Source organism: Paracoccus onubensis (assembly GCF_003591515.1).
Classification (GTDB): domain Bacteria; phylum Pseudomonadota; class Alphaproteobacteria; order Rhodobacterales; family Rhodobacteraceae; genus Paracoccus; species Paracoccus onubensis.
Window position 1 is genome coordinate 103662 of the sequence record NZ_QZCG01000002.1, and the last position, 22510, is coordinate 126171.

The 22510-nt window shown below is 60.0% G+C and carries 18 protein-coding genes; 7 read left to right on the forward strand and 11 right to left on the reverse strand.

Features of this window, described 5'->3' with window-relative positions:
• Positions 1-106: 106 nt before the first annotated feature.
• From tssK to D3P04_RS03030, 6 genes are read left to right on the forward strand one after another with little or no spacing between them, the layout of a single operon-like run.
• Complete coding sequence (gene tssK, locus D3P04_RS03005) at positions 107-1441, forward strand: type VI secretion system baseplate subunit TssK (protein ID WP_119745827.1); 1335 nt, start codon at positions 107-109, stop codon at positions 1439-1441.
• A complete protein-coding gene (tssL, locus tag D3P04_RS03010) occupies positions 1441-3192 on the forward strand; it encodes a type VI secretion system protein TssL, long form (RefSeq protein WP_182912719.1) in 1752 nt (583 codons plus the stop codon). The genes tssK and tssL overlap by 1 nt, the downstream gene beginning before the upstream one ends.
• On the forward strand, positions 3189-6845 hold the full coding sequence (gene tssM / locus D3P04_RS03015; protein WP_119745831.1) for a type VI secretion system membrane subunit TssM: 3657 nt from the start codon (positions 3189-3191) through the stop codon (positions 6843-6845). The genes tssL and tssM overlap by 4 nt, the downstream gene beginning before the upstream one ends.
• Positions 6824-7528, forward strand: a complete 705-nt coding sequence (tagF, locus tag D3P04_RS03020) for a type VI secretion system-associated protein TagF (protein ID WP_119745833.1) — start codon at positions 6824-6826, stop codon at positions 7526-7528. Before tssM ends, tagF begins: the two co-directional genes overlap by 22 nt.
• On the forward strand, positions 7525-8292 hold the full coding sequence (locus D3P04_RS03025; RefSeq protein ID WP_182912720.1) for a PP2C family protein-serine/threonine phosphatase: 768 nt from the start codon (positions 7525-7527) through the stop codon (positions 8290-8292). Before tagF ends, D3P04_RS03025 begins: the two co-directional genes overlap by 4 nt.
• 3 nt (positions 8293-8295) lie before the next feature.
• Positions 8296-10575 (forward strand): serine/threonine-protein kinase, encoded by a 2280-nt coding sequence (locus D3P04_RS03030; RefSeq protein WP_119745837.1) that lies wholly within the window; start codon positions 8296-8298, stop codon positions 10573-10575.
• 27 nt (positions 10576-10602) lie between these two features.
• On the opposite strand, the gene D3P04_RS03035 is transcribed toward D3P04_RS03030, so the two are convergent.
• The 8 genes from D3P04_RS03035 to D3P04_RS03070 form a co-directional block, all read right to left on the reverse strand.
• A complete protein-coding gene (locus D3P04_RS03035; RefSeq protein WP_119745839.1) occupies positions 10603-11121 on the reverse strand; it encodes a SixA phosphatase family protein in 519 nt (172 codons plus the stop codon).
• Positions 11122-11226: 105 nt separating this feature from the next.
• Positions 11227-12126 (reverse strand): acetylglutamate kinase, encoded by a 900-nt coding sequence (gene argB, locus D3P04_RS03040; RefSeq protein ID WP_119745841.1) that lies wholly within the window; start codon positions 12124-12126, stop codon positions 11227-11229.
• 60 nt (positions 12127-12186) lie between these two features.
• Entirely contained in the window at positions 12187-12837 is a 651-nt protein-coding gene (gene yihA, locus D3P04_RS03045; protein ID WP_119745843.1) for a ribosome biogenesis GTP-binding protein YihA/YsxC, read from the reverse strand.
• Entirely contained in the window at positions 12834-13592 is a 759-nt protein-coding gene (locus D3P04_RS03050) for an MOSC domain-containing protein (protein WP_119745845.1), read from the reverse strand. The genes yihA and D3P04_RS03050 overlap by 4 nt, the downstream gene beginning before the upstream one ends.
• Positions 13589-15427 (reverse strand): membrane protein insertase YidC, encoded by a 1839-nt coding sequence (yidC, locus tag D3P04_RS03055; RefSeq protein WP_119745847.1) that lies wholly within the window; start codon positions 15425-15427, stop codon positions 13589-13591. Before yidC ends, D3P04_RS03050 begins: the two co-directional genes overlap by 4 nt.
• Before the next feature lie 132 nt (positions 15428-15559).
• A complete protein-coding gene (locus tag D3P04_RS03060) occupies positions 15560-16846 on the reverse strand; it encodes an EAL domain-containing protein (RefSeq protein ID WP_119745849.1) in 1287 nt (428 codons plus the stop codon).
• Positions 16847-16903: 57 nt separating this feature from the next.
• Positions 16904-17749 carry a tRNA 2-thiocytidine(32) synthetase TtcA gene (ttcA, locus tag D3P04_RS03065; RefSeq protein ID WP_119745851.1) on the reverse strand — a complete coding sequence of 282 codons (846 nt, stop codon included), beginning with the start codon at positions 17747-17749 and terminating at the stop codon, positions 16904-16906.
• 108 nt (positions 17750-17857) lie between these two features.
• Entirely contained in the window at positions 17858-19894 is a 2037-nt protein-coding gene (locus D3P04_RS03070; protein WP_119746492.1) for an NADH:flavin oxidoreductase, read from the reverse strand.
• 136 nt (positions 19895-20030) lie between these two features.
• Here D3P04_RS03070 and D3P04_RS03075 point away from each other — a divergent pair, with 136 nt between their 5' ends.
• A complete protein-coding gene (locus D3P04_RS03075; RefSeq protein ID WP_408634353.1) occupies positions 20031-20687 on the forward strand; it encodes a TetR/AcrR family transcriptional regulator in 657 nt (218 codons plus the stop codon).
• A 174-nt stretch (positions 20688-20861) separates the two neighbouring features.
• On the opposite strand, the gene D3P04_RS03080 is transcribed toward D3P04_RS03075, so the two are convergent.
• The 3 genes from D3P04_RS03080 to D3P04_RS03090 are packed head-to-tail and all read right to left on the reverse strand — an operon-like array spanning position 20862 to position 22400.
• On the reverse strand, positions 20862-21293 hold the full coding sequence (locus D3P04_RS03080) for a VOC family protein (RefSeq protein WP_119745855.1): 432 nt from the start codon (positions 21291-21293) through the stop codon (positions 20862-20864).
• An 11-nt stretch (positions 21294-21304) separates the two neighbouring features.
• Positions 21305-21766 carry an SRPBCC family protein gene (locus D3P04_RS03085; protein ID WP_119745857.1) on the reverse strand — a complete coding sequence of 154 codons (462 nt, stop codon included), beginning with the start codon at positions 21764-21766 and terminating at the stop codon, positions 21305-21307.
• A complete protein-coding gene (locus tag D3P04_RS03090) occupies positions 21759-22400 on the reverse strand; it encodes a TetR/AcrR family transcriptional regulator (RefSeq protein WP_119745859.1) in 642 nt (213 codons plus the stop codon). Before D3P04_RS03090 ends, D3P04_RS03085 begins: the two co-directional genes overlap by 8 nt.
• Between the last annotated feature and the right edge of the window lie 110 nt (positions 22401-22510).

The following is a 22510-nucleotide window of genomic DNA, read 5'->3' on the forward strand; positions in this document are numbered from 1 at the left end:
TTGGTCCATTGCTTAGGCTTGCCACGTCAGACAGAAGCCGCCCGGTCGGGTGAAACCCGGCCGGACTCGTTGCCGCATTCGATTATAGGTTGGGGGCCAAACCTTCATGTCCTGGTTCAGTAAGGTTGCCTGGAAGGAGGGGCTGTTCATGCAGCCCCAGCATTTGCAGCAAGCTGATCGTTACCACGAGCATCTGGTTCATGCACGGACCCGGTTGATCACGCCTTACCCGTGGGGGGTGGGCGAATTGGCGATTGACCGGGATCAGGCGCAGCAGGGCATGATCTCGCTACGGGCCGTGTCGGGGCTGATGCCTGACGGTACGCCGTTCGATGCGCCCGATACCGGCCCGCTGCCGGTGGCCGTGCCCGTACCCGATGATGCCGCCGGACAGTTCGTCTGGCTGACATTGCCCGACCGATCGCCGAATATGCGCGACACCGCCCCTTATGACGAAGAAGGATCCACGACGCGCTGGGGTATCGTGACCGAGACAGTCAGCGATTCCGCCTCCTCCATGCGATCCGAGCAGATGCTTGAACTGGCAGTGCCGCGGTTGGAGCTTGCGATACGCAAGACAGCCCGGCCGGGCTATCAGAATATCCGGCTGGCGCGCATTACCGAAGTGCGCGATGGTGTCGTGACTTTGGATGAGACATTTCCGCCGCCTTCGCTGGTGATCGGGGCGCATCCGCAGATCCTGGGTTATCTCAATCGGGTGATCGGCTGGATTGAGGCCCGGCTTGAAAGTCTTGCCCGCTATGCGACAGACCCTTCGGCGGGCGGCGGTTTGCAGGCCAGCGATTACCTGATGCTGATGGCGCTCAATCGGCGGATTGGCGTTTTGCGGCATATGTCCCGCACCTTTGCCGTGCATCCCGAGGCGCTGTATTGCGAATTGGTCTCGCTGGCCGGGGAACTGGCGACCTTCGACAGTGGTAACCGGCATGCGCCCGATTATGCGGCTTATGATCACGACGATCCGAAAGAGGCATTTTCGCAGATCGTGGCGGATATTCAACGGCTGCTGTCCCGCGATGTCGGGCGCGCCATCCGCCTGCCGCTGCGCGAAGTGCGGCAGAATTCCTATCTGGCGGAAGTCGCGGACCGCAACCTGTTCCGCGATGCGGCTTTCGTGATCGAGGTCGAAAGCGCGAAACCGCTGACCGAAGTGCAAAGCCAGTTCCCGGAACTGTGCAAGGTCGGGCCGAATACCCGCATGTCCGAGATCGTGAACAATAACCTGCCGGGCATTGCCCTGCAGCATCTGCCCAACCCGCCCAGACAGATCCGCGTATTGTCCTCTAACGTGTATTTCCGGCTAGAGAAGAATTCGCCCCTGTGGCGGGAATTTTCCACGGCGCCCGCGATCGGGATGCATTTCGCAGGTGACTGGCCGCATCTCAAACTGGAGCTATGGGCTGTACCCGAGAGGTCGTGATGGCTGCTGATGACGATGATGACAAGACGGTATTCGGTGGTCCGCTGCCCGGCGGAACGCCTTTCGGACAGCGGCCTCCCGCAGGTCGGCAGCCGCCGGCTGTGGACGCCTGGGGGAAACCGGTCTCTCCGCAGCAGCCCGGGGGGCCGGGCGCGTCGCCTTTCGGTAAACCCGCTGGTCCGGCCGCTGCGCCCTTTGGACAGGCTCAGCCCGGTTCCGCGTCGCCTTTCGGTGACAACCGGCCCGGAGGCTCTCCGTTCGGTGCGGCGCAGGAAGGACAGACCTGGCTGGGGAATCCCGCACCGTCACAACATGCCAATCCCGGGCAGATAGGCCGCGCGTCGGGCGCGGACGCGCCGGGGTTCTTTCCCGATTTCAATCGTGGCGATCAACAGCAACCCGCCCGGCAGGCCCCGCGTATCGCCCTGCACGAGGCGTTGCATGTCCGTGAACTGGGCGCGGCATCTTCCGCAAATCCCCTGCTGGCTTCTGCGGCCAGCCTGCTGATCCTGCTGGGACGGCTGCGCACCGGGCTGGTCGAGTTGCAGGTCGCTCCGCTGATGGAGCATGTGACCCGCGAAATCGACCGGTTCGAACGGAACGCCCTGACAGCGGGCATCGGCCAGCACGAGGCGTTGGTGGCGAAATATGCGCTGTCGGGCACAGCGGATGATATCGTGCAGAACCTGCCGGGCAGCGCACGCGGGGACTGGCAGCAATATTCGATGGTTGCGCGTTTCTTTCACAAGCGCGATTCCGGTGTCGGCTTCTTCCAGGAGGCCGAGAAGGCGATGCAGGCGCCGGCGCAGCAATACAACCTGCTGGAATTGATGCTGGTCTGTCTGTCGCTGGGATTCGAGGGGCAATTCCGCACCATGCCTAACGGCGCCGCCGAACTGGCCCGTATCCGTAGCGCCATCTATGAAAGCCTGCGCCGGGTCAATCCGCGCCCTGCCGAAGATATCTCGGTTACATGGGAGCCTGTGGTGCAGGGGAGCGGGCGGCGGTTTGGAGCGATCCCGATCCCGGCGGTTCTGGGAATCGCCGCAGCGATGGTGCTGGGGGTGTTCACTGTTTTCGTCACGCTGATTAACCGTGACGGCGCCGAAGCGGCCGAGGCGATGCGAGGTTTGCATAAGGGCGTACCGATCATCCAGGTCGACCGGACCGGCAGGGATGTCGAGGTGAAACCCTTTGTGGCGGAAAACACGCAGTTGGATCGCCTTCGCGAGGCATTTTCACAAGAAATCTCGGACGGGTTGGTCAAGGTCGAGGCCAAGGGGGATTACATCGCCATCCGGGTGGGTAATCTGCAATTGTTCGATACCGGCGCCGTTGAGGTCAAACCGGGGTTCGCCGATCTGGCCGGACGCATTGCCGAGGTTCTGAACAGCGAGCAGGGTCCGATCCTGATCGAAGGTCATACCGACAATGTGCCGATGTCCGGGCGTGGGCAGTACAAGGATAACTACCAGCTATCCGAAGCCCGCGCCGAAGGCGTGGCCGAGGTGCTGCGACCGCTGCTTTCCGATGCCGCGCGTGTCACGGTCGAAGGCCGTGGCGAGGACGAACCCGTTGCCGATAACGCCGCGCCCGAGGGACGGTCCGAGAATCGCCGGGTCGAGATCATGCTGGCACGTGAAGGCACATATGGCGACGCGGTGACTGGCAATGCGGAAGGCTCTGACGGCGAAGCAGCGCCCCAAACGGAAGCGCCAATGGATAACGCCGAGACGGAGGCGCAGAATTGAGACTGCTGGGGCTGAATATTCGCTTTCCCCGCTGGAAGAAGCACGCATGGTGGCGTTGGACGGTAACGGTCCTTGGCATTCTTCTGCTATGTGCCGCCATCTGGATCGGTGGCCCGATGACCGGTTGGGGGCCGTTGGCGACCCTATGGCTGCGGCTGACGCTGATCGGATCGATCCTATTCATCTTCTTCCTGGTCCTGTTCATCCGTTGGCGCCGCCGGGTTCGCGCGGCACGCGAAATAGAAGATGCGATGATCCCGGCCGAGCCAGAGGGCGATGGCAAGCTGCTTGCCGAAAAGATGCAGGAAGCCCTTGCGGTTCTTAAGAAATCTGGCGGCGCTTCTTCGCTTTACGATCTGCCCTGGTATGTCATCATCGGGCCTCCGGGCGCGGGTAAGACGACCGCGCTTGCCAATTCCGGACTGGATTTCCCGCTTGCGCAGGAACAGGCGGTATCGGGCTTTGGCGGCACAAGGAACATGGATTTCTGGTTCTCGGAAGAGGCGGTGCTGATCGATACCGCTGGCCGGTATACCACGCAGGACAGCGACTCGGTTGCCGATAAGGCCAGCTGGGATTCGTTTCTTGATCTGCTCAAGCGAACCCGTCCGAACCGCCCGATCAACGGCGTGATTCTGTCTTTCTCGGTTGAAGACATGATGAAGGACGATTCAGGCGCACTGACCCGTCATGCCGAGACCGTCCGCGCCCGTCTTGCCGAACTGCACGAGCAACTCAAGATCGATTTTCCGGTCTATGTGATGTTCACCAAGGCCGACCTTATCGCCGGCTTTCGCGAATATTTCAGCAGCTACAGCCTGAACCGCCGCAAGCTGGTCTGGGGCGTGACCTTCCAGAACAAGGATCGCAAGGCGATCACTCACGAATCCGTTCCGGCAGAGTTCGACCGGCTGGTCTCGCGTCTGTCGGACGAGATCATCGACCGTCTGTCCGAAGAACCGGATGGCGTGGCGCGGATCGCGATCTTCGGTCTGCCCGGGCAGATGGCGCTGTTGCGCGACAATGTCTCGTCCTTTCTGCGCAGGGTCTTTGAGCCGACGCGCTACAAGACCAATGCGATTCTGCGCGGCTTCTATTTCACCTCGGGCACGCAGGAGGGCACGCCGGTCGATCAGGTTCTGGGCGCGATCCAGACACCGGATGCGCCGATGGGCTTCCAGTCCGCCTTCATGTCGGGCAAGGGTAAAAGCTTCTTCATCCACGATTTGCTGCGCCGGGTGATTTTTCCCGAACAGGGCTGGGTGTCGCATGATCTCAAGGCCGTTCGGCGTAGCCTGATGATTCGCACGGCGGCGTTTTCGGCAATCGCATTGGTCACGATCGGTGCCGTTTCGGCGCTGGGCTACAGTTATTGGAAGAATTTCCAGCTTGTGCGCACTGCTGAAGGGGAAACCCGCTCCTACAAGCTGGCAGCGCAGGAAGAATTGGCCCGCGACGTCATCGACGACACCGATCTGCGACCCATCGTACCCCTGCTGAACGATCTGTCCACGATGCCCGCCGGATATGGCGACAGTCAGGATACCAGCTTCTGGGAAGGGCTGGGTCTTGGTCAGCGTGATCGTCTGAACCGTGTCGCGACCGAAAGCTATGCCGAGGCACTTGAGCGGATGCTGCGCCCGCGCTTGATCCTTGAGCTTGAAACCCGGATCCCGGAAATCATCGCCTCGGGCGAGATGACCGAGATTTACCGGGCGCTGAAGGTTTATCTGCTTCTGGGCAAGCAGGGTGAGACGCAGGATGATGACGCGATCCTGACATGGTTCAATCAGGCATGGCGGCAGGAATATCCCGGTCGCACGGGGCTGGAACTGATCGACCAGCTGCAAATTCATCTGGAGGCCATGTTGTCTCTGGATGACAGACGCAATCTTCTGGTGGATCTGGATCAGGCAACGGTCGACCGCGCGCGCGCCGCGATAGCGCAGCTTCCCCTGGACGAACAGGCCTATGCTTTGATCAAGGATGGCGCGCTGGCCGCCGGACTGAGCGACTGGAACCTGCAAGAGGCCGCCGGTGGCGATATGGCCGCGCAGGTCTTTACCACAAGAGATGGGCAGGATCTGTCATCGCTGACGGTGCCGGGGCTCTATACCTATGAAGGCTTCTGGTCCTATTTTTACGACCAGCTTGCCGTCGTCGGCGAGGAACTGCGCCGCGATCAATGGGTGCTGGGCGATCTTGCGAATACCGCCGAGATCGAAAGCCGTCTTGCCCGTCTGGACCGCGATCTTCTGGAACGTTACCGCAGAGAATTCATTTCGGCGTGGAACGGTGTTCTGAACGATATAACGCTGACCTCGATGGTTGCCGACAAGCCGAATTACGCGGCGCTCAGAACCGCGGTTTCCGCTCAGGCATCGCCGATATTGGAACTGGTCAAGGCGGTTGCGACCCAAACCAATCTCAGCCGTGAATATGAACAGCTTGAAGGTGCTGATCTGGCGGCTCTGACTGGCGAAGGTGGAGAAGAAGGCGGCGAACAGGGCGGCGAGGGTGGCGAAGTCGCTGGCGCTGTCGGCAAACAGCTTGGGGACCGGCTGCGTTCGCGTTCCAGCGGTGTGCAGCGTATCCTGCTTGACGCGGCGGCCCAGCAGGGCGGCGACGCCTTACCCGGAGGTGGCGGCGGAAATGGCGCTTCGGGCGAGAGCAACAGTGTGACCGCTCCGATCGAGGCGATCACCAAGGAGTTCGAGAACTGGCATTTGCTGGTCGAGGGCGAAGCAGGCCAGCGGCCCGTCGATACGCTGCTGGGTAATCTTGGCGCCATCTGGGAGACGTTGCGAAACGCAGAATATAACCCGGAAATTGGCCCCGAAATACTGCCTCCGCTGCTGAACAAGCTGACACAGTACAATTCGCAATTGCCCGATTCTTTGGCGCGGATGGTCACGCGGGCGGAAGGCGATTTCCGCACCGGGGCCTCGGACGCAAGCATCGAAACGATGAACCGGGAACTGACCGACCGCGTGACATTCTACTGCCGCGATGTGATCACCACGTCATATCCTTTCACGACGTCTTCTCGCAGCCTGTCCATCGCCAATTTCTCGCGCTTCTTCGGCCCGGGCGGCGAGATGGATAAATATTTCGCCGAATTCCTCGAGCATTATGTCGAACGCACGGATGAGGGTCTGAAATGGCGCGAGGATGAAGAGATCACCAAGCGGCTTTCGGCGAACACGCTGAAGCAGTTCGAGCGTGCCGAGCGGATTCGGCGGGCTTTCTTTGCCGGGGGAACCTCGGAACCATCGGTCGAGATCACCATCAGTCAGGTCGATGCCCATCCCACGGTTGAAAGCGCTGCACTCGCGATCAATGACGAAGTGGTGCAGACCGCAACCGGCTCGCTTCCTCGTACTGTTGTCTGGCCGGGCACGGGAAAATCGACGATCCTGCAATTGTCGCCTCCGCAGTCGCGCCAATCGGTCTTGCGGTTCGAAGGCAGTTCCTGGACTTTCCTGCAATTTCTGGATGCGGCCAGTTACAAGCAACAGCAAGGCGACACGTTGCGCGCGACCTTCATGCTGGACGGGCGCAATATCACTTATGATTTCACCATCAATGCGCTGGTCAATCCGTTTACCATGCCCGAACTTCGTGAGTTTGAATGTCCGCAGAGCATCGACTGAACGTCGCCGGGATCTATGGCAAGCATCCGGGTTTTGGCGATTTTATCGCCTCGGGATTGCCGGATTCCTGCCTGAATCCCTTGGGCGACTGGATGCAGGCCGCATTGGGCGAATGGCGGGCGCAGGTCGGGGAAAGCTGGCAAAACCGCTTTGATCTGTCTCCGCGCCTGAATTTCTGGATCGGTCCGGCATTGCTTGGCGGCGAGGCGCTGCGCGGCATCTGGACCCCGTCGCATGACCGGACCGGGCGCCGTTTTCCGCTTATCGTGGCGCAGGTAACCACGGGACCGGCGCCGGTGATCGACCCGTCGCAGGAATTCCATATGGCCGCCTCGGCTGCACTGACCGGGCTGCTGGACAGCGATGGTTTCGACCCGCGCGACGTGGCAAACCGGCTGCAATCCGAACTTCCCGGACAGGTTTCCCCGGGGGGACAGCCGGGTTGGCCAACATTCTGGGCGCTTAATCCCGAACTTGGGCCTGAAACGCTGCTGGAAAATTTGCGCTCTGCCGATCACGCACATGCAGTGACGGCCAGAAGTTATTGGTGGTTTGCCGACGATTCGGCCCCTGCGTCGGGAGTACTGGGATGTCAGGGCTTGCCGGGCCTGTCCGAACTGGACTGGCTGCTTGCAGGCGGGGGGCAGGCGGGTACGGCACCCGGTGGGGAGGATGTGGCATGAACGAGACGAATCGCTGGTTCTCATTTCAGGTGGGTGCGCTGAGCGACAAGGGGCGTATCAGATCGCATAACGAGGACAGTATCGGCGCATTCTCGGATATCGGCGTCTGGGCCGTTGCGGATGGTATGGGCGGACATGCCGCCGGCGATGTCGCCAGTGCGATCATCGTTGAGGAACTCGGCTCGCTTGGGATCGCCGTCGATGCGCAGGATCAAAGGGCGCGGGTGCTGGAGCGGCTGGACCGCGCGCATCTGCGGATCGCCGAACATGCCCGTCAGAACCAATTGGGCACGGTCGGGGCGACCATCGCGGCGCTGTTGATCCATGACGCCGAATTCAGTTGCATCTGGGCGGGTGACAGCCGGATATATCTGCTGCGTGACGACCAATTGACGCCTTTGACACGCGATCACAGTGAAGTTGCCCAACTGATCGCCTCTGGCGTCATGAGCGAGGCCGAGGCGCGGCTTGCGCCGGGAAGAAACGTCATTACCCGGGCCATCGGGATCGGGGAAACGGCGAATCCCGAAATCGCGGGCGGGGTGATCAAGCCCGAGGACCGTCTTCTTCTGTGCTCGGACGGGCTGACCGAGCATCTGGACGATGCCGAGCTTGCGCATCTGTTGATACAGTCGATACCTGCGCCGGAGCTGGCGCAGAGACTGATCGAACTTACTCTGGAGCGCGGCGCAAAAGATAATGTCAGCGTGATCGTGCTGGACTGTGCAGCGAGGGAGGAAGCCCTGCAGGCGCAGGACGAATAACCGATGACCGAGACCGAGGACGATCCTTCTCGCAAGACCGACCCGCCCGAGCCATCCGGGCCGGATGAGGTCGCGCAGAAGAAGGTAAAGCCTGCTGCTTCCAGCGAATCCGCAGAAGATGGCACGGCAGATGACAGAACCGTCTTTTCCGAAACCGACGGGTCGAAGCCCGGGGCGAAGGACGGTATCCGGCAGGTATCGGACTCGCCAGACAACGCGCAGACATCCGGAACATCCGCTGATGCTGATGCTGACAAGACAGTATTTTCCGGATCCGCAGATGCGAATGAAGCCGGAGACGAGGACGCACCGCAGACGATGATCTCGTCCGATGCGTCGCCGATTTCTCCTCCCGTGCCGCCGCCAGCGGAGCCGACCGTGATCGGCGAGCAACCGGCGTCTCAGGCCGCAGAGATCCGCATCGTCGAGCCGGGCACCCTGATCAATAATAATTACCGGATCGTGTCGCTGGTCAGCTCTGGCGGCATGGGCGAGGTATACCGCGCCGAGAATGTCTTTACCGGTGATCCGGTGGCGGTGAAGGTGATCCTGCCGAATCTGGCACAGGATGAATCGGTTCTCGACATGTTCCGGCGCGAGGCGCGGGTTCTGGTTCAGCTTCGCGACGAAGCGATCGTTCGCTATCACAATTTTGTCCTTGATGGTGGACTGAACCGTTATTGCCTGATCATGGAATTCGTCGAGGGGCGTCATCTCGGCGCACGGGTCAAGGAAGACGGTCCCCTGTCCGACGATGCCGCAATCACGCTTTTGCGGCGGCTTGCGCGGGGGCTTGAACGCTCTCACGGCCGCGGGGTTACCCATCGTGACCTGTCCCCCGATAATGTCATCCTCCGCGATGACAGGATCGACGAGGCGGTTCTGATCGATTTCGGCATCGCCCGCTCGACCGAGCTGGGGGATGGGCTTGCTGGGCGATTTGCCGGGAAATTCAAATATATCGCCCCCGAGCAGCTTGGCCATTTCGGCGGTGATATCCAGCCGGAAACCGATGTTTACGGGCTGGCCCTGCTGATGGCGATGGTTCTGCGGGGCAAGCCTCTGGACATGGGAGATTCGATCGTTTCTGCCTCTGCCGCGCGTCAGGCCATTCCGGACCTGACCGGGGTTCCGCATCGGTTGCTTCCGTTATTGCAGCACATGCTGGAGCCGGATCCCAAGCGGCGTCCCGAGACGATGGGTACCGTGCTGCGAATGCTGAACGATCCGGCGATGATCCCGGCGCAGTACCGTTTGCCCCTGTGGACGGTGACCGGAAACCCTTCCGGTGATGATAGTGGTGCGGGTGGGTTTCAGACATTGATCGGGCAAACTGCTCCGCAGGATTCCAGTAGTCCCTTTGCGCGGCCGCCAGAGGCGGGGGTGATGGAAAGCGTACCTTCGGGAAGTCCACTGGCCAGATCGGAACGAAGTCAGGCATGGACGATCCTGATTGCCGTCATCGTTCTGGCGCTCGCCGCTGCGGCGGGCGTGGGGTGGTGGATGAAGCGCGAGAGCGGACAGCCTCCCGCGGTCACGGAAGCCGAGATAGAAGAACCGAAGGAACTTGCGGCGCGGGATACATCCACGCGCGAAGGTTTTCTGGCATCCCAGTCCTTGCCCGCATGCAGTTTCGCGGATCGGATCGCCACCGGGCAGAATGCCGGGATGGTGTCTGTTCTCAGCAATACCAGTTTCCCGTCATCCGGGCTTGTCGATGCCTACGAGGCCGAATTCGGCACGCGCCCGACGATTATCGAAACACAGGTCATGCCGCAGCATTGTCCGGCACTTGAGTTCCTGCGCGAAGTCTCGGGGCGCCCGGCTGCGCCACCCATGCTGACGGCCACGATTCGCTCGGCTGAAGAAGGGTATCAGCTTGTCGGTAGCGTGAATGCGGATACCGCCCGACAACTTTGGCTGTTTCTGGTTTCTCCGACTGGCGGAATCTACGATCTGACCGGACAAAGCAGCGAAACCTCGGATGGCCGCCAGTTCGGTGTGGGCATTTCGGCGGTGCAGGCAGATGACGATCCTGCTGTTGCTCCGTTCCTGCTTGTTGCCCTGACCACGGAAAAGCCAATCGCGGCAGTCGCCGCCGCCCCGGCGGGGGCATCGGCCGACGAATTGCTGCCACGGGTGCTACAGGAATTGCATGCCAATGAGGAGAACCCGGCAGTCAGTGTTCTTGCCTTGCGTGCAAAGGCGCCCGCTGACGTGCCTGCTGTCGATAATGCAGAGGCTTCCGAATCAGATGATGCGGACGAGGAAACCGCCAACTGAATCGTGCATCCGGCAGCTGTTCAAAGATCAGTCGCGCCCGTCGAACCGAAGAAAATCCATCACACTGCCCTGTCCCAAGGCGACCTCGGACCAGTTTTCGATCTGGAAATCGATGACAAGCGTTGCCCCGGTCGCATAGCGGCGGAATTCCGGATCCAGGGGAGCACGTGCGGGCAGCATTGCGGCGAATTCCGAGATACCCGGATTATGACCAAGCATCATGACGGTCTGATGACTTGCGCTGCGCAGAATCGTCAGCATCTTATCTGCGCTGGCGTGGTAAAGGCCCGGCTCATAGCGGATCAGCGGGCGTACCTCGAGAATGGCGCTTGCCACCATTTCCCAGGTTTCCTTCGTGCGTTTGGCCGAGGAACACAGGACCTCTTCCGGTTCGTAATCCCGGCTTGCCAGCCAGTCGCCAAGCGCCAGTGCCGAACGTCGGCCACGCGCGTTCAGCGGCCGGTCGTGGTCATCAAGCGAAGGATTGTCCCATGCCGATTTGGCGTGGCGTGTCAGGATCAGTCTTCGGTATCCAAGCGGAGTCATGGGAAAGATGCCTCATATGCCATGCCAATCGTTCAGGCAGCCTGCCACAGCCGTTGCCGGTCGGGCAAGCACTCGCAGCACGTTACTTAACCGAGATATGCAACTTTACAGTCCGGCCTCGCCCTGACGCAGCCCGCGAGGTTTGACCCGTGGCTCGGTTGACCGGATCATGCTGCCCGCGCCATGCTCGGTAAAAAGCTCCAGCAGGCAGGCGTTCGGTACGCGGCCATCCAGAATGATGACGGCCCGAACCCCTTCTTCAAGCGCCATAAGCGCGGTTTCGGTCTTCGGGATCATACCGCCGGAAATCTGCCCGTCGGCGATCATGTCGCGGACCTGATCGGGGCTAAGCTGGGTGACAACCTCTCCCGCGCTGTCCTTGACACCGGCGACATCGGTCAGCAGCAGCAGCCGGTCAGCCCTTAGCGCGCCCGCAATTGCGCCCGCTGCCGTGTCGCCATTGACGTTGAAGGTCTCGTTATCCTCCATGCCGGTCGCCACCGGGGCGATCACCGGAATCATGCCTGCGGTGTAAAGATCGCGGATGATCTGCACATTCATCTCGACCGGACGGCCCACGAAACCCAGTTCCGGATCGTCAGCCTCGCAGACCATCATGTCGTCATCCTTGCCCGAGATGCCGACCGCGCGCCCGCCCGCATCGTTGATGGCCTGAACGATTCGCTTATTGACCAGCCCGGACAGCACCATTTCGACGATCTCGACGGTTTCCTTCGTGGTCACGCGTTTGCCACGAACGAACTGGCTTTCGATGCCTAGCCTGCCCAGAAGACTGTTGATCATCGGTCCGCCGCCATGCACGACGACCGGATTCATGCCGACCTGTTTCATCAGCACCATGTCACGCGCGAATTCCGCCATTGCGTCATCATCGCCCATGGCATTGCCGCCGAATTTCACCACGACGACCGCGCCGGAATAGCGCTGCAGATAGGGCAGGGCTTCGGATAGGGTGCGAGCGGTGGCGATCCAGTTCCGGTTCATATTCTGCTTTCTCATACTGGCCTCTGAGTGACGATGGCGAGCGTATGACGGCGGTGCCGGTCAGTCCAGCCCGGCAATGATGGTTCGCAGACCGGCGATTCCCTGTCCCTTGTCCGCCGATGTCACGAGGAGCTGGGGGAATGCTGCCGGGTGTTTTTGCAACTCGGTTTCCACCTGTTCCAGCACAGGTTTGATCGCGTTCGGCCCCAGTTTGTCGGCCTTGGTCAGTACGACCTGAAATGGCACGGCAGAGCGGTCCAGCAATGTCATGATCTCATGATCCACCGGTTTAATGCCGTGGCGCGAATCGATCAGGCAGAAGGCGCGGCGCAGGGTAGGGCGGCCACCAAGATAGGCTTTCAGCAATGCTTGCCATTTCTGTACGACCGGAACCGGTGCCTTGGCAAAGCCATAGCCGGGCAAATCCACCAGATAACTGCGCGTGCCTAATGTGAAATAATTGATTTCCTGGGTGCGCCCCGGTGTATTCGAGGCGCGTGCCAGTCCCTTGCGACCGGTCAGTGCATTGATCAGACTGGATTTCCCGACATTGCTGCGCCCTGCGAAACAAACCTCTGGCCGGTCGGCGGGGGGCAGGCCGTTCATGGCGACCACGCCTTTCAGGAAATCCACTGGCCCCGCGAAAAGCTGGCGCGCGGCCTCGGCCTCTTCCCGTTCCGGCTCGGGTACGACGGAAAACGTGACTTTCATGCGACCGGATCGCCGATGGCGATTTCCCCGCCCGAAATGATTTCGGCGAAAACACCGAAATCCGTATGGCCATAAAGTTGCCCCAACGTGCCCAACATATCGATATCGACGTCGCCGGTATCGGTATTCGCGCTGGTCGCCTCGCAGCGGGTGATATGTTGTGTCACCCGCAATTCCACCGCGCCGATATGGAAGGTGCTGCCGATCAGATTACGCTCGGCAAAGGGCTCCCATCCTTTGATCCAGAAATTACCCCGCCAGCGGTCGATTCCGAAACGTTGTCCCGTCTGCGTCTCCAGATCGGCCAGGCTGTCCAGCGACAGAACCGAGACCCAGGGCCATTTCTGGTCGGTCCAGATTGCCGCGCCCCTGATCAGCCGCGTGGGCGGCGGAGCATTCGTCGGCCATAGCGGGCGAAGCCATTCGACCAGCTTGTCGCCTTCGCATGCAGGATCGAAGCTCAGGGCCGGGCGTTCGGGGTGGCGAAGGGCGATGCGCTCATTTTGCCAGCTTCCCTTGATCGCCTGAACCGGGGACGAGGATACGCCACGGATAAAGCAGGCTTTCGGCAGCCAGCGATCCGGTTCACCATCGGTTTCGCTGGCGCGGGCATTGCGTTCGCCGGCCTCGGTCAATACCGCCCATTCCCGGTCGCCCGGCAAGCGCTGCGCAGGGTTCAAAGCCACGCGCTCCAGCCCCTCGCCGCCGATCGATTTGATCGGATGGCGGCGGATATGGGCCAGACGCGCGGTCATTTGCGGTTATCCTTTCGGGGTCGTTTCGGCATGGAGGCCTTGATATTGCCGAACAGATCGGGCCGGTGCCCATGCATCGACATGATCGAATATTGCTGGATGATCGTGATCGTGTTGTTGGTAATCCAGTACAACACCAGTCCCGACGCGAAGCCGCCCAGCATGAACATGAAGACCCAGGGCATCCAGGCGAAGATCATTTTCTGCGCCGGATCGGTCGGCGCCGGGTTCAGCTTTTGCTGCATCCACATGCTGACCCCCAGCAGGATTGCCAGAATCGGCAGCGACAGGGAATGTAGCATCGTCCCTTGCGCAGGGGCGGCAAAGGGCAGCAGACCGAACAGGTTCAGCAGGCTTGACGGGTCAGGTGCCGACAGGTCGCGGATCCAGCCGATCCAGGGCGCGTGGCGCAATTCGATGGTGACGAAGATCACCTTGTAAAGCGAGAAGAAGATCGGCACCTGCAACAGCACTGGCAGACAGCCCGCGGCGGGGTTTACCTTCTGACTCTTGTAAAGTGCCATCACCTCTTTCTGGAACTTCATCCGGTCGTCGCCGGTACGTTCCTTGATTGCTTCCATTTGTGGCTGGAGCTCCTTCATCTTGGCCATGGAGATGTAGGATTTCCGCGCCAGCGGGAAGACCAGCAGCTTGAGGATGAAGGTCAGAGCGATGATCGACCAGCCCATATTGCCGAGATGTCCGTTCAGCCAGTGCAGAAGCTGGAAGATCGGCTTGGTCAGGAAATAGAACCAGCCCCAGTCGATCGCATCGACGAAACGTTCGATTCCCGGTGTTTCCTGATAGTTGCGAATGACTTCCCAGACCTTCGCGCCCGCAAACAGATAGCTTTGCGCAGATGCCTCGCTGCCCGGTTGAACCGTTTGCATCGGGTAACGCGCCTCGGTCTGATAGATATCCGAATTCTCGGCATATTTCACAACCGAGGTAAAGGACTGGCCCGGCGCCGGGGCCAGTGTCGTCATCCAGTATTTGTCGGTAAAGCCGATCCAGCCGTTTTCCTCGACGGTGACGACATCCGCTCGGCCTTCGCGTTCGACGGGATCAAGCTCGGTGATGTCGTCATATTTCATCTCAAGCAGCTTGCCGTCATGCATCCCGACCGCACCTTCATGCAGGATGAAGAAATTGGTGGTGTCGGGGCGACCGTGCCGGGCGATGATTCCGTAAGGTGCGGCATTGAACGCGGTATCTCCGTCATTCCGGAGGCTTTGCTTGACGGTGAACAGGTAATTGTCGTCCAGTTCGAACACGCGGCGGAAAGTCTGGCCGGCGCCATTGTCCCAGACCAGCGTCACCGGCTTTCCGGGCGCGAGCGTGTCACCGGACTCGACTTTCCAGATCGTCGAAGGGGTCGGGACAAGCGCAGGATCGACGCCGGAACCCGGAATCCAGCCATATACGGTATAATAGGGTTTGGAGCCGGTTGTATCCAGCGACGGATCGGCCGTGGCGGAGGATGGCGACAGCAGCCGGACATTGGGCGAGTCCTTGGCCTGCGTTTCCTGATATTTTTTCAGCAGCAGATCGTCGATCCGGCCACCAGCCAGGGAAATCGAGCCCTGCAGTGCCGATGAAGAGATATCGATGCGGCCGGCTTGCGGGGTATCACCTTCCTCGCCAAGATCGGCGGTTGCCGGGTCACCTGCGCCAGAGTCTGCGGGTGGTGTCGCGGTGTCATCCGCGGTTTGCTCGGCCACCTGCGGCTCGGGTTGTTGCACGGGTGGCTCTGGGGCGAAGACGGTGTACCAGATCAGGATCACCAGGAACGACAGAACAGTCGCCAGGATCAGATTGCGGTTATTGTCTTGCATTCCGTTACCACCGTATTCGCGTCAGTCGCGCCGGTTCAACAGAAGGGGCCATCAAAGGTCAAGCGCTATCGCCCATTTTATGGGTTTTGTAAGCAAAATTGATCTTGCAGGCTCGTCATCGGAATGATCGCTTCAACCAAATTTCTCGCGGCGGGTATCCGAAAGCGACATCGCCTTTTCACGTTGTCGGGCAAGGAAGTCCAGAGTCTGCTCCAGCAGCATGGGCGGAGCAATGGCGCATCCCTGCGCCTCCTGACAGCCTGATTGGGCGAGATAGGTATATTCTTCAGGGCTTTCAACGCCCTCGGCGATCGTGCAAAGCTCCATCTGCTTGGCCATGGCCAGTATGGCGCGAACCGTCCGCTGCTGGACGGGATCCATATCGCAGCAGAAGACAAAACTATGGTCGATCCGGACGGAATTCACGGCAAGCTGGCGGACCTGATCCAACCCGTTATGACCGATGCCGAAACCGCCCAGTTCGATCCGGCATCCGATCTCGCGCAAATTCCGCAGATTGGCACGCAATGACGGTGAAGCCCGGTCCGATCCTTCGCTTCCGCCGATTCGCAGGACCAGCCTGACGGGGGGCAGTTTCATACGCATCAGTTCATCGATCACCCGGTTGGCAAAATCCGGCGCCTGAAGTTCCGCATCCGGCACATTGATCGAGAGGCGCGGGATATCGGCATCGGCCTTGTCCCAGAAATGCAGCGCCTTCCGTGCCTCGTGTAGTGCCGGCAGGACCGGGATCTCGCAACTGCGATCATTCGCGGTTTGCAGATCGGAAAGCAGACTGTCCATATTTGCGACGTGACCAAATTTGCCGCCTTGCAATTCAAAGCCGGTCACGCGACCTGAATAACAGAAAATAACCGGTTGAAATAAAGGTAAGAATGAATCGTCGTGATCCGGTTGCGCGACGGGTGAAACCGCGTCGCCGCCGATCGGATCCGAAAATCTGATCCGCCCCAGAAGGCTGCTTTCCATCCATTCCAGAATCCGACATCCCTTCGCGATCAGAGCCGTCTGATTGTGCGGATGTTCCGCGTTCGGCATGACCAGCCCGCTCAGGACCGGAGTGATCATTCGCCCCGATACAGCCAGCATGCGCTCGCCCTGCAATTGCGCATGCCTCGCTGCGGTCATTGCCTCCGCTTTCGGGATTCCCGTCAGCGTGACCGCAAAGAAACCGGGAGGGGCCGGATGGGTCAGATCGGATTTTAATGCCTCATCGATCCGGGTGGATATTCTTGACAGGACATGCTCATGTTCGGATTTGTTCAGGACGCGGGTCAAAAGCGCCATGCTTTCGAGGCGGAACAGCAAAAGATAGCTGCCCGGCCGTCGTATCGACACCGCCGTTGCGACGCCTTGGCGCAGCCTGGTCCATCCGGTTTTCAAAAACTCTGTCGCCATGCCGGCCCTTTCGGTATCTCTGACGACCGGTTTTAAAGGCGAAAGATTTTCGATCCGTTAATGCGGTGACCTTTCCTTGGGAAACAGCGAAGCGAAATCGAACAGCTGAGGATCAAGCATATGCGAGGGACGCAGATTTCTGAGTGCGCGGAACATGACCTGCCGCCGGCCGGGGCTGCGCATTTCCCATTCGTCCAGCATTTTCTTGACCTGCATTCGCTGCAACCCTTCCTGGCTGCCGCAAAGATCGCAGGGGATAATGGGGTAATTCATGGCACGGGCAAACCGTTCGCAATCGTCCTCGGCCACATAGGCCAGCGGGCGAAGAACGGTCAAATCTCCCTCTTCGTTCAATAATTTCGGAGGCATGGTCGCCAGGCGCCCGCCGTGAAACAGATTCATGAAGAATGTTTCCAAAATGTCATCACGATGATGTCCCAGAACCACCGCCGAGCATCCTTCCTCTCGCGCGATTCTGTAAAGATTCCCCCGGCGGAGCCGCGAACACAGGGCGCAATAGGTGCGGCCTTGCGGGACCTTGGCGGTCACGATGGAATAGGTGTCCTGATATTCGATCCGATGTTCGACGCCGCGATCCGACAGGAATTCTGGCAGCACGGTCGCCGGAAAGCCGGGCTGACCCTGGTCGAGATTGCAGGCGAGCAGATCGACCGGCAATACCCCGCGCCATTTCAATTCGTGCAGCACAGCCAGCAGGGTATAGCTGTCCTTGCCGCCCGACAGGCAGACCAGCCACCTGTCGCCGGGTCGGACCATACCGTAATCGTCAATCGCCGCGCGGGCCTCGCGCACCAGCCGTTTCCGCAGCTTGCGGAACTCGGTTGACGAGGGCGCGCCTGCGAAAAGCGGGTGAATTTCGGTATCGTCGATATCGTCCAGCATGTTTCCGTTTCCCGGATCGGGGAGGGTCAATATCGGCCCGGATACCTTTGCAGGCGCGAAGAATCCAGTGGAAGATGGCGGTTCCGGGTTTGTCGGGTGCGCTGCGGGTCAGATTTCCTTGACCAGCCGCAGCGCGTCATAGATCGCGGCATGCGTGTTCCGAGCCGCGACGGCATCGCCGATACGGAAAAGCTGATAGCCGCCCTCCGGGTTGTGCGCGACCTTCTGCGGGCGTCCGTCAATCAGTGCTTCGTAATCCACCTCGCCCAAATTGATCGAACCGGGGCGAAGCTCGAAATAGATGTCGTCCAGCGGCCTTGTGCCGTGATTGACAACAACCTGATCAACCCGCCGCTCTTTGGTAACACCGCCGTAATCGCTGCCGATCATGGCCAGCAATTCGTTGCCGTCGCGCCGCACCGCGTCGAGCTTCCACGTCACGGTAAAGATAACGTCGCGATTCTGAAGCTCGCGCATCGAGGGAGTCAATGACATTGCCATGACTTCAGGCGCAAAACTGCGGTCCCGGGTCATGATCTCGACTTTCGCGCCAGCCGCCGCAATCTTCTCGGCGGCCTGAAGCGCCGGATAATCTCCGGCATCGTCATAGATCAGCACGTTCGAGCCGGGACGCACATCGCCCGAGAGAATATCCCAGCTTGAGACAACCAGGTCGTTGCCCGCCTCCAGCAATTCAGTATGCGGCAGTCCTCCGGTCGCCACGATCACGACATCGGGTTTGTCTTCCAGCACCGTATCGGCATCGGCAAAGCTGTTGAAATGAAAACGTACTCCCAGCCGCTCGCATTCGCTGAAACGCCACTGGATGATCTGGATCATCTCGGCCCGGCGCGGGGTCTGGGCGGTCAGGCGAATTTGTCCTCCGGGGTCGCTCGCGGCTTCATGCAGGATCACTTCATGACCGCGCTCGGCGGCGACGCGCGCAGCCTCAAGCCCCGCCGGTCCGGCGCCGATAATGACCACGCGGCGCTTTTCATCCGCCTGCGGGATCTGGTGAGGCTGCTCCAGTTCCCGCCCTGTCGAGGGATTGTGCAGGCACAGTGCCATGCCGCCCTGATAAATCCGGTCAAGACAGTAATTCGCGCCGACGCAGGGGCGGATACGCTCTTCCTCGCCGCGCATGATCTTGGTGACGATATGAGGGTCGGCCATATGTGCGCGGGTCATGCCGACCATGTCCAGCTTGCCGCTTGCGATCGCATGACGCGCGGTCGCGACATCCTGGATCTTGGCAGCATGGAAGGTCGGGAACCGGGTTTCGGCCCGAATTTCCCCGGCAAAATCCAGATGCGGCGCGGATCGCATTCCCTGCACCGGGATGACATCGGTCAACCCGGCATCTGTGTCGATATGGCCTTTGACGACATTCAGGAAATCCACCATGCCGCAATCTTTCAGCCGGTGCGAGATTTCCAGCCCGTCTGTCCGGGTCAGCCCGCCGGGCAGATCCTCGTCGCCCGTATAGCGGATACCGACGATGAATTCCGGCCCGACCCGTTCGCGGATCGCCTTAAGCGTATCGAAGGTAAAGCGCAGCCGGTTGTCCAGATTGCCGCCATAAGGCCCGTCCAGATCATTGGTCAGCGGCGACCAGAACTGATCCATCAGATGGCCGTAAGCCTGCAACTCGATCCCGTCCAGCCCCGCCGCCTGCATCCGCTCGGCCGCATCCGCGTAATCTTCGATGATTCGGGCGATGTCCCAGTCCTCGGCTTTCTTCGGGAATGCCTTATGCGACGGCTCTCGCTCATGCCCCGGCGAAATCACCGGCAGCCAGTCCGCCTTGTCCCAGCGGGTGCGGCGTCCCAGATGGGTGAGCTGAATCATGACCGCGCAGCCGTGGTCATGGCATTCGTCGGTCAGTTGCCTCATCCAGCCTACCACCTCGTCCTTCCATGCGAGGATGTTGTTGAATACCGGCGGGCTGTCCCGCGAAACCGAGGCCGACCCCGCCGTCATGGTCAGGGCCACGCCCGCCCGCGCCCGTTCGGCATGATAGGCGCGATACCGTTCCTTGGGCATTCCGTCTTCGGGATAGGCCGGTTCGTGGCTGCTGATCATCAACCGGTTTTTCAGCGTCAGATGCCTGAGCTGATATGGCTGAAGGAGTGGGTCGCTGGACATGGCATCCTCCCTTGGCTTTATGGGAAGATTCCAGAAATGTTCATAACTGTCAAATTCAAAATCATTGATGTACATTTTTCTTGTTCGGCTGGAACTCCGCATCTATGATACGGGCATGGATGCGGTGAACGACAAGATGGATGAGCCGAAAACCTCGGGCTGGCGCGGGTCGCGCGAACTCTGGCTCGATGCGGCGAAACAGGCGTTGGTGGAGACAGGGCTGGATTCGGTGAAAATCCAGCCGCTTGCGAGTCGGCTGAACATTTCCCGCACCAGTTTTTACTGGTTCTTCAAGGATCGGCGCGCATTATTGGATGCATTGCTGCAGGAATGGGAGGCGAAGAATACCGGGGCTTTCGTCGATGCCTGCGAAGCCTATGCCGAAACCCCTGCCGAGGCGGTGCTGAACCTGATCGGCGTGTTCATAGATGAAAACCTGTTCGAACCGCGTCTGGATTTTGCCATCAGGGGCTGGGCGCATCGGTCGGATTCCGTCGCAGAGCGTGTCAATGCCGCCGATGAAACCCGTCTGGCGGCGATCCGCGCGATGTTCGAGCGTTTCGGTTATGCGACAACAGATGCCGACACGCGGGCGCGCACGGTTTACCTGACCCAGATCGGCTATATCTCGATGCAGGTGACTGAAAGCCTGCAAACCCGGATGGATCGGATTCCCGGCTATGTCCGGATATATTCCGGGCAGGCCCCGACCGGCAAGGAACTGGCGCGTTTTCATGCGCGGCACAAATTCATGGCGCAAGAAGCCGATTTTGCCGCGCATGACGCCGGGTAGCAGGATTTCAAAATATTACGCGAATGTCACGGCAGTCATTTCTTGGCCGGGCAGGGTGAAATTGTCCGCGGCGCATCCGCGGCAAAGAATCATCCCTCTGCTCCGGTTGTCAGGCAAATGCGGGACAGAAGATCTTCCCGGCGTTCCGGTGGACCCTGAAATGTGCCGTTGCCTTCATTCCGGGCTGCTCCCCTGAGCTTTCGATCCGGTGAAGTTCAGCATCCAGGGCGTGCCGAAACGGTCGCGGAACATGGTGAACCGTTCGGCCCAGAAGGTTTCCGCCGGTTCCATGTTGATATTCTGCGCATCTTTCGACAATGCCGCGAAAATGCGGTCGAACTCCTCCAGCGAAGCAGGTTCTAGCTGAACATAGAAGCCCTGCGGCCGGTCATACATGTCTTCGGAATTGTCCGAGGCCATGATCATCGACTGATCAAGCTTCATGCCCATATTCATCACCATATCCTCGCCGCCCGGCATGCGCATGTCCGGCTCTGCATCGCCATTTCGGAAGACATAGGCGATCTCGCCGCCCAGTGTTTCGGCATAGTGATTCATCGCTTCAAGGCAGTTACCCTTGAAAAACAGATAGATAGTCGGGTTCATCTTCACCTCCCCTACAAGGTTTTCGCCAATTCCTCCAGCTGATCTGCTGCGGCACCCCAACCTTCGTGAAAGCCCATTTCCTCATGTTCCTTCCGGGCTTCCTCGGTCCAGTGCATGGCGCGGGCGACATAATGGGTGCGGCCCTCGCCGGCATCCTCGAATGTGACTTCCGAGGCCATGAAAGGCCGTCCCTGTGGACGCCATCCCGGCGTGAATGCGTCGGTGGTCACGAGTTTGCGGCCCTCGACGATTTCAAGAAACACGCCCATATTTGGGAATTTCTCACCGTCCGGACCATTCATCTCGCAGGAAAACTCTCCTCCGGGGCGCAGGTCAATGACGGGATTCGTAATGAACCACGGCTTGGGGCAGAACCATTTTTCCAGCAAGGCCGGTTCGGTCCAGCAGCGCCACAGCGCGGCGCGGGGCGCGTTCAATTCCCGGTCCAGTACCAGTTCGATCGTGTCAGTCATTTTGTCCTCCCTTTGGACGGTTTTTAAACAAGAGTTCGACATAACGACGAAGGTGGTCGACGCTTTCGATCGCAAGCGAAGAATCGTTCCCTGCCTTGGCAAGGATGAATGCACCTTGCAGAACCGCCTGCATATGCCGTGCGAGGCTTGCGGCGGTCCAGCTTCCCGATATCCCGCTTGCCTCCATCGCGGCCTGTATGTCTGGTTCAAGCGTGCTGGTATGCCCGAACATCGATATTGCGCAGGCCTCGCGGATTGCGGGATACTTGGCATATGCCTCTTGCGTCATGGTGCCGATAAGGCAGGTGAACTCCTCAAGCTCCCCCGCAATCAGATCGCGACGAAAGTCGATATAGGCCAGCACCCGGTCCAGTGGCTCCGCATGATCATGATAGGACGCATTCGCAAATAATTCACTGGTCGTTTCCGCCCAGAATTGCGCGGCCGCCACCCCCAGCGCCTCTTTGCTGGCGAAATGGTGGAAGAACGCCCCTTTGGTCACGCCGGCAGCCTGACAAAGCTGATCAACGCTGGTGGCGGCGAAACCCTGGGTCCTTATGACGTCACGCGCGGACTCCAGCAGTCTCGTGCGCGCATCGCCCCGGTCGGGATCTTGTTTGGTTGGTCTGTTCATGCATTGTTAATACCAACCGGTCGGTATGCGTGTCAAGCGATAAAATGTCAGGGCAGGCGCGGGGCAGTCCGCTGCCATACTGCAGTCAGGTATTCGTTCGATTGGAAAGG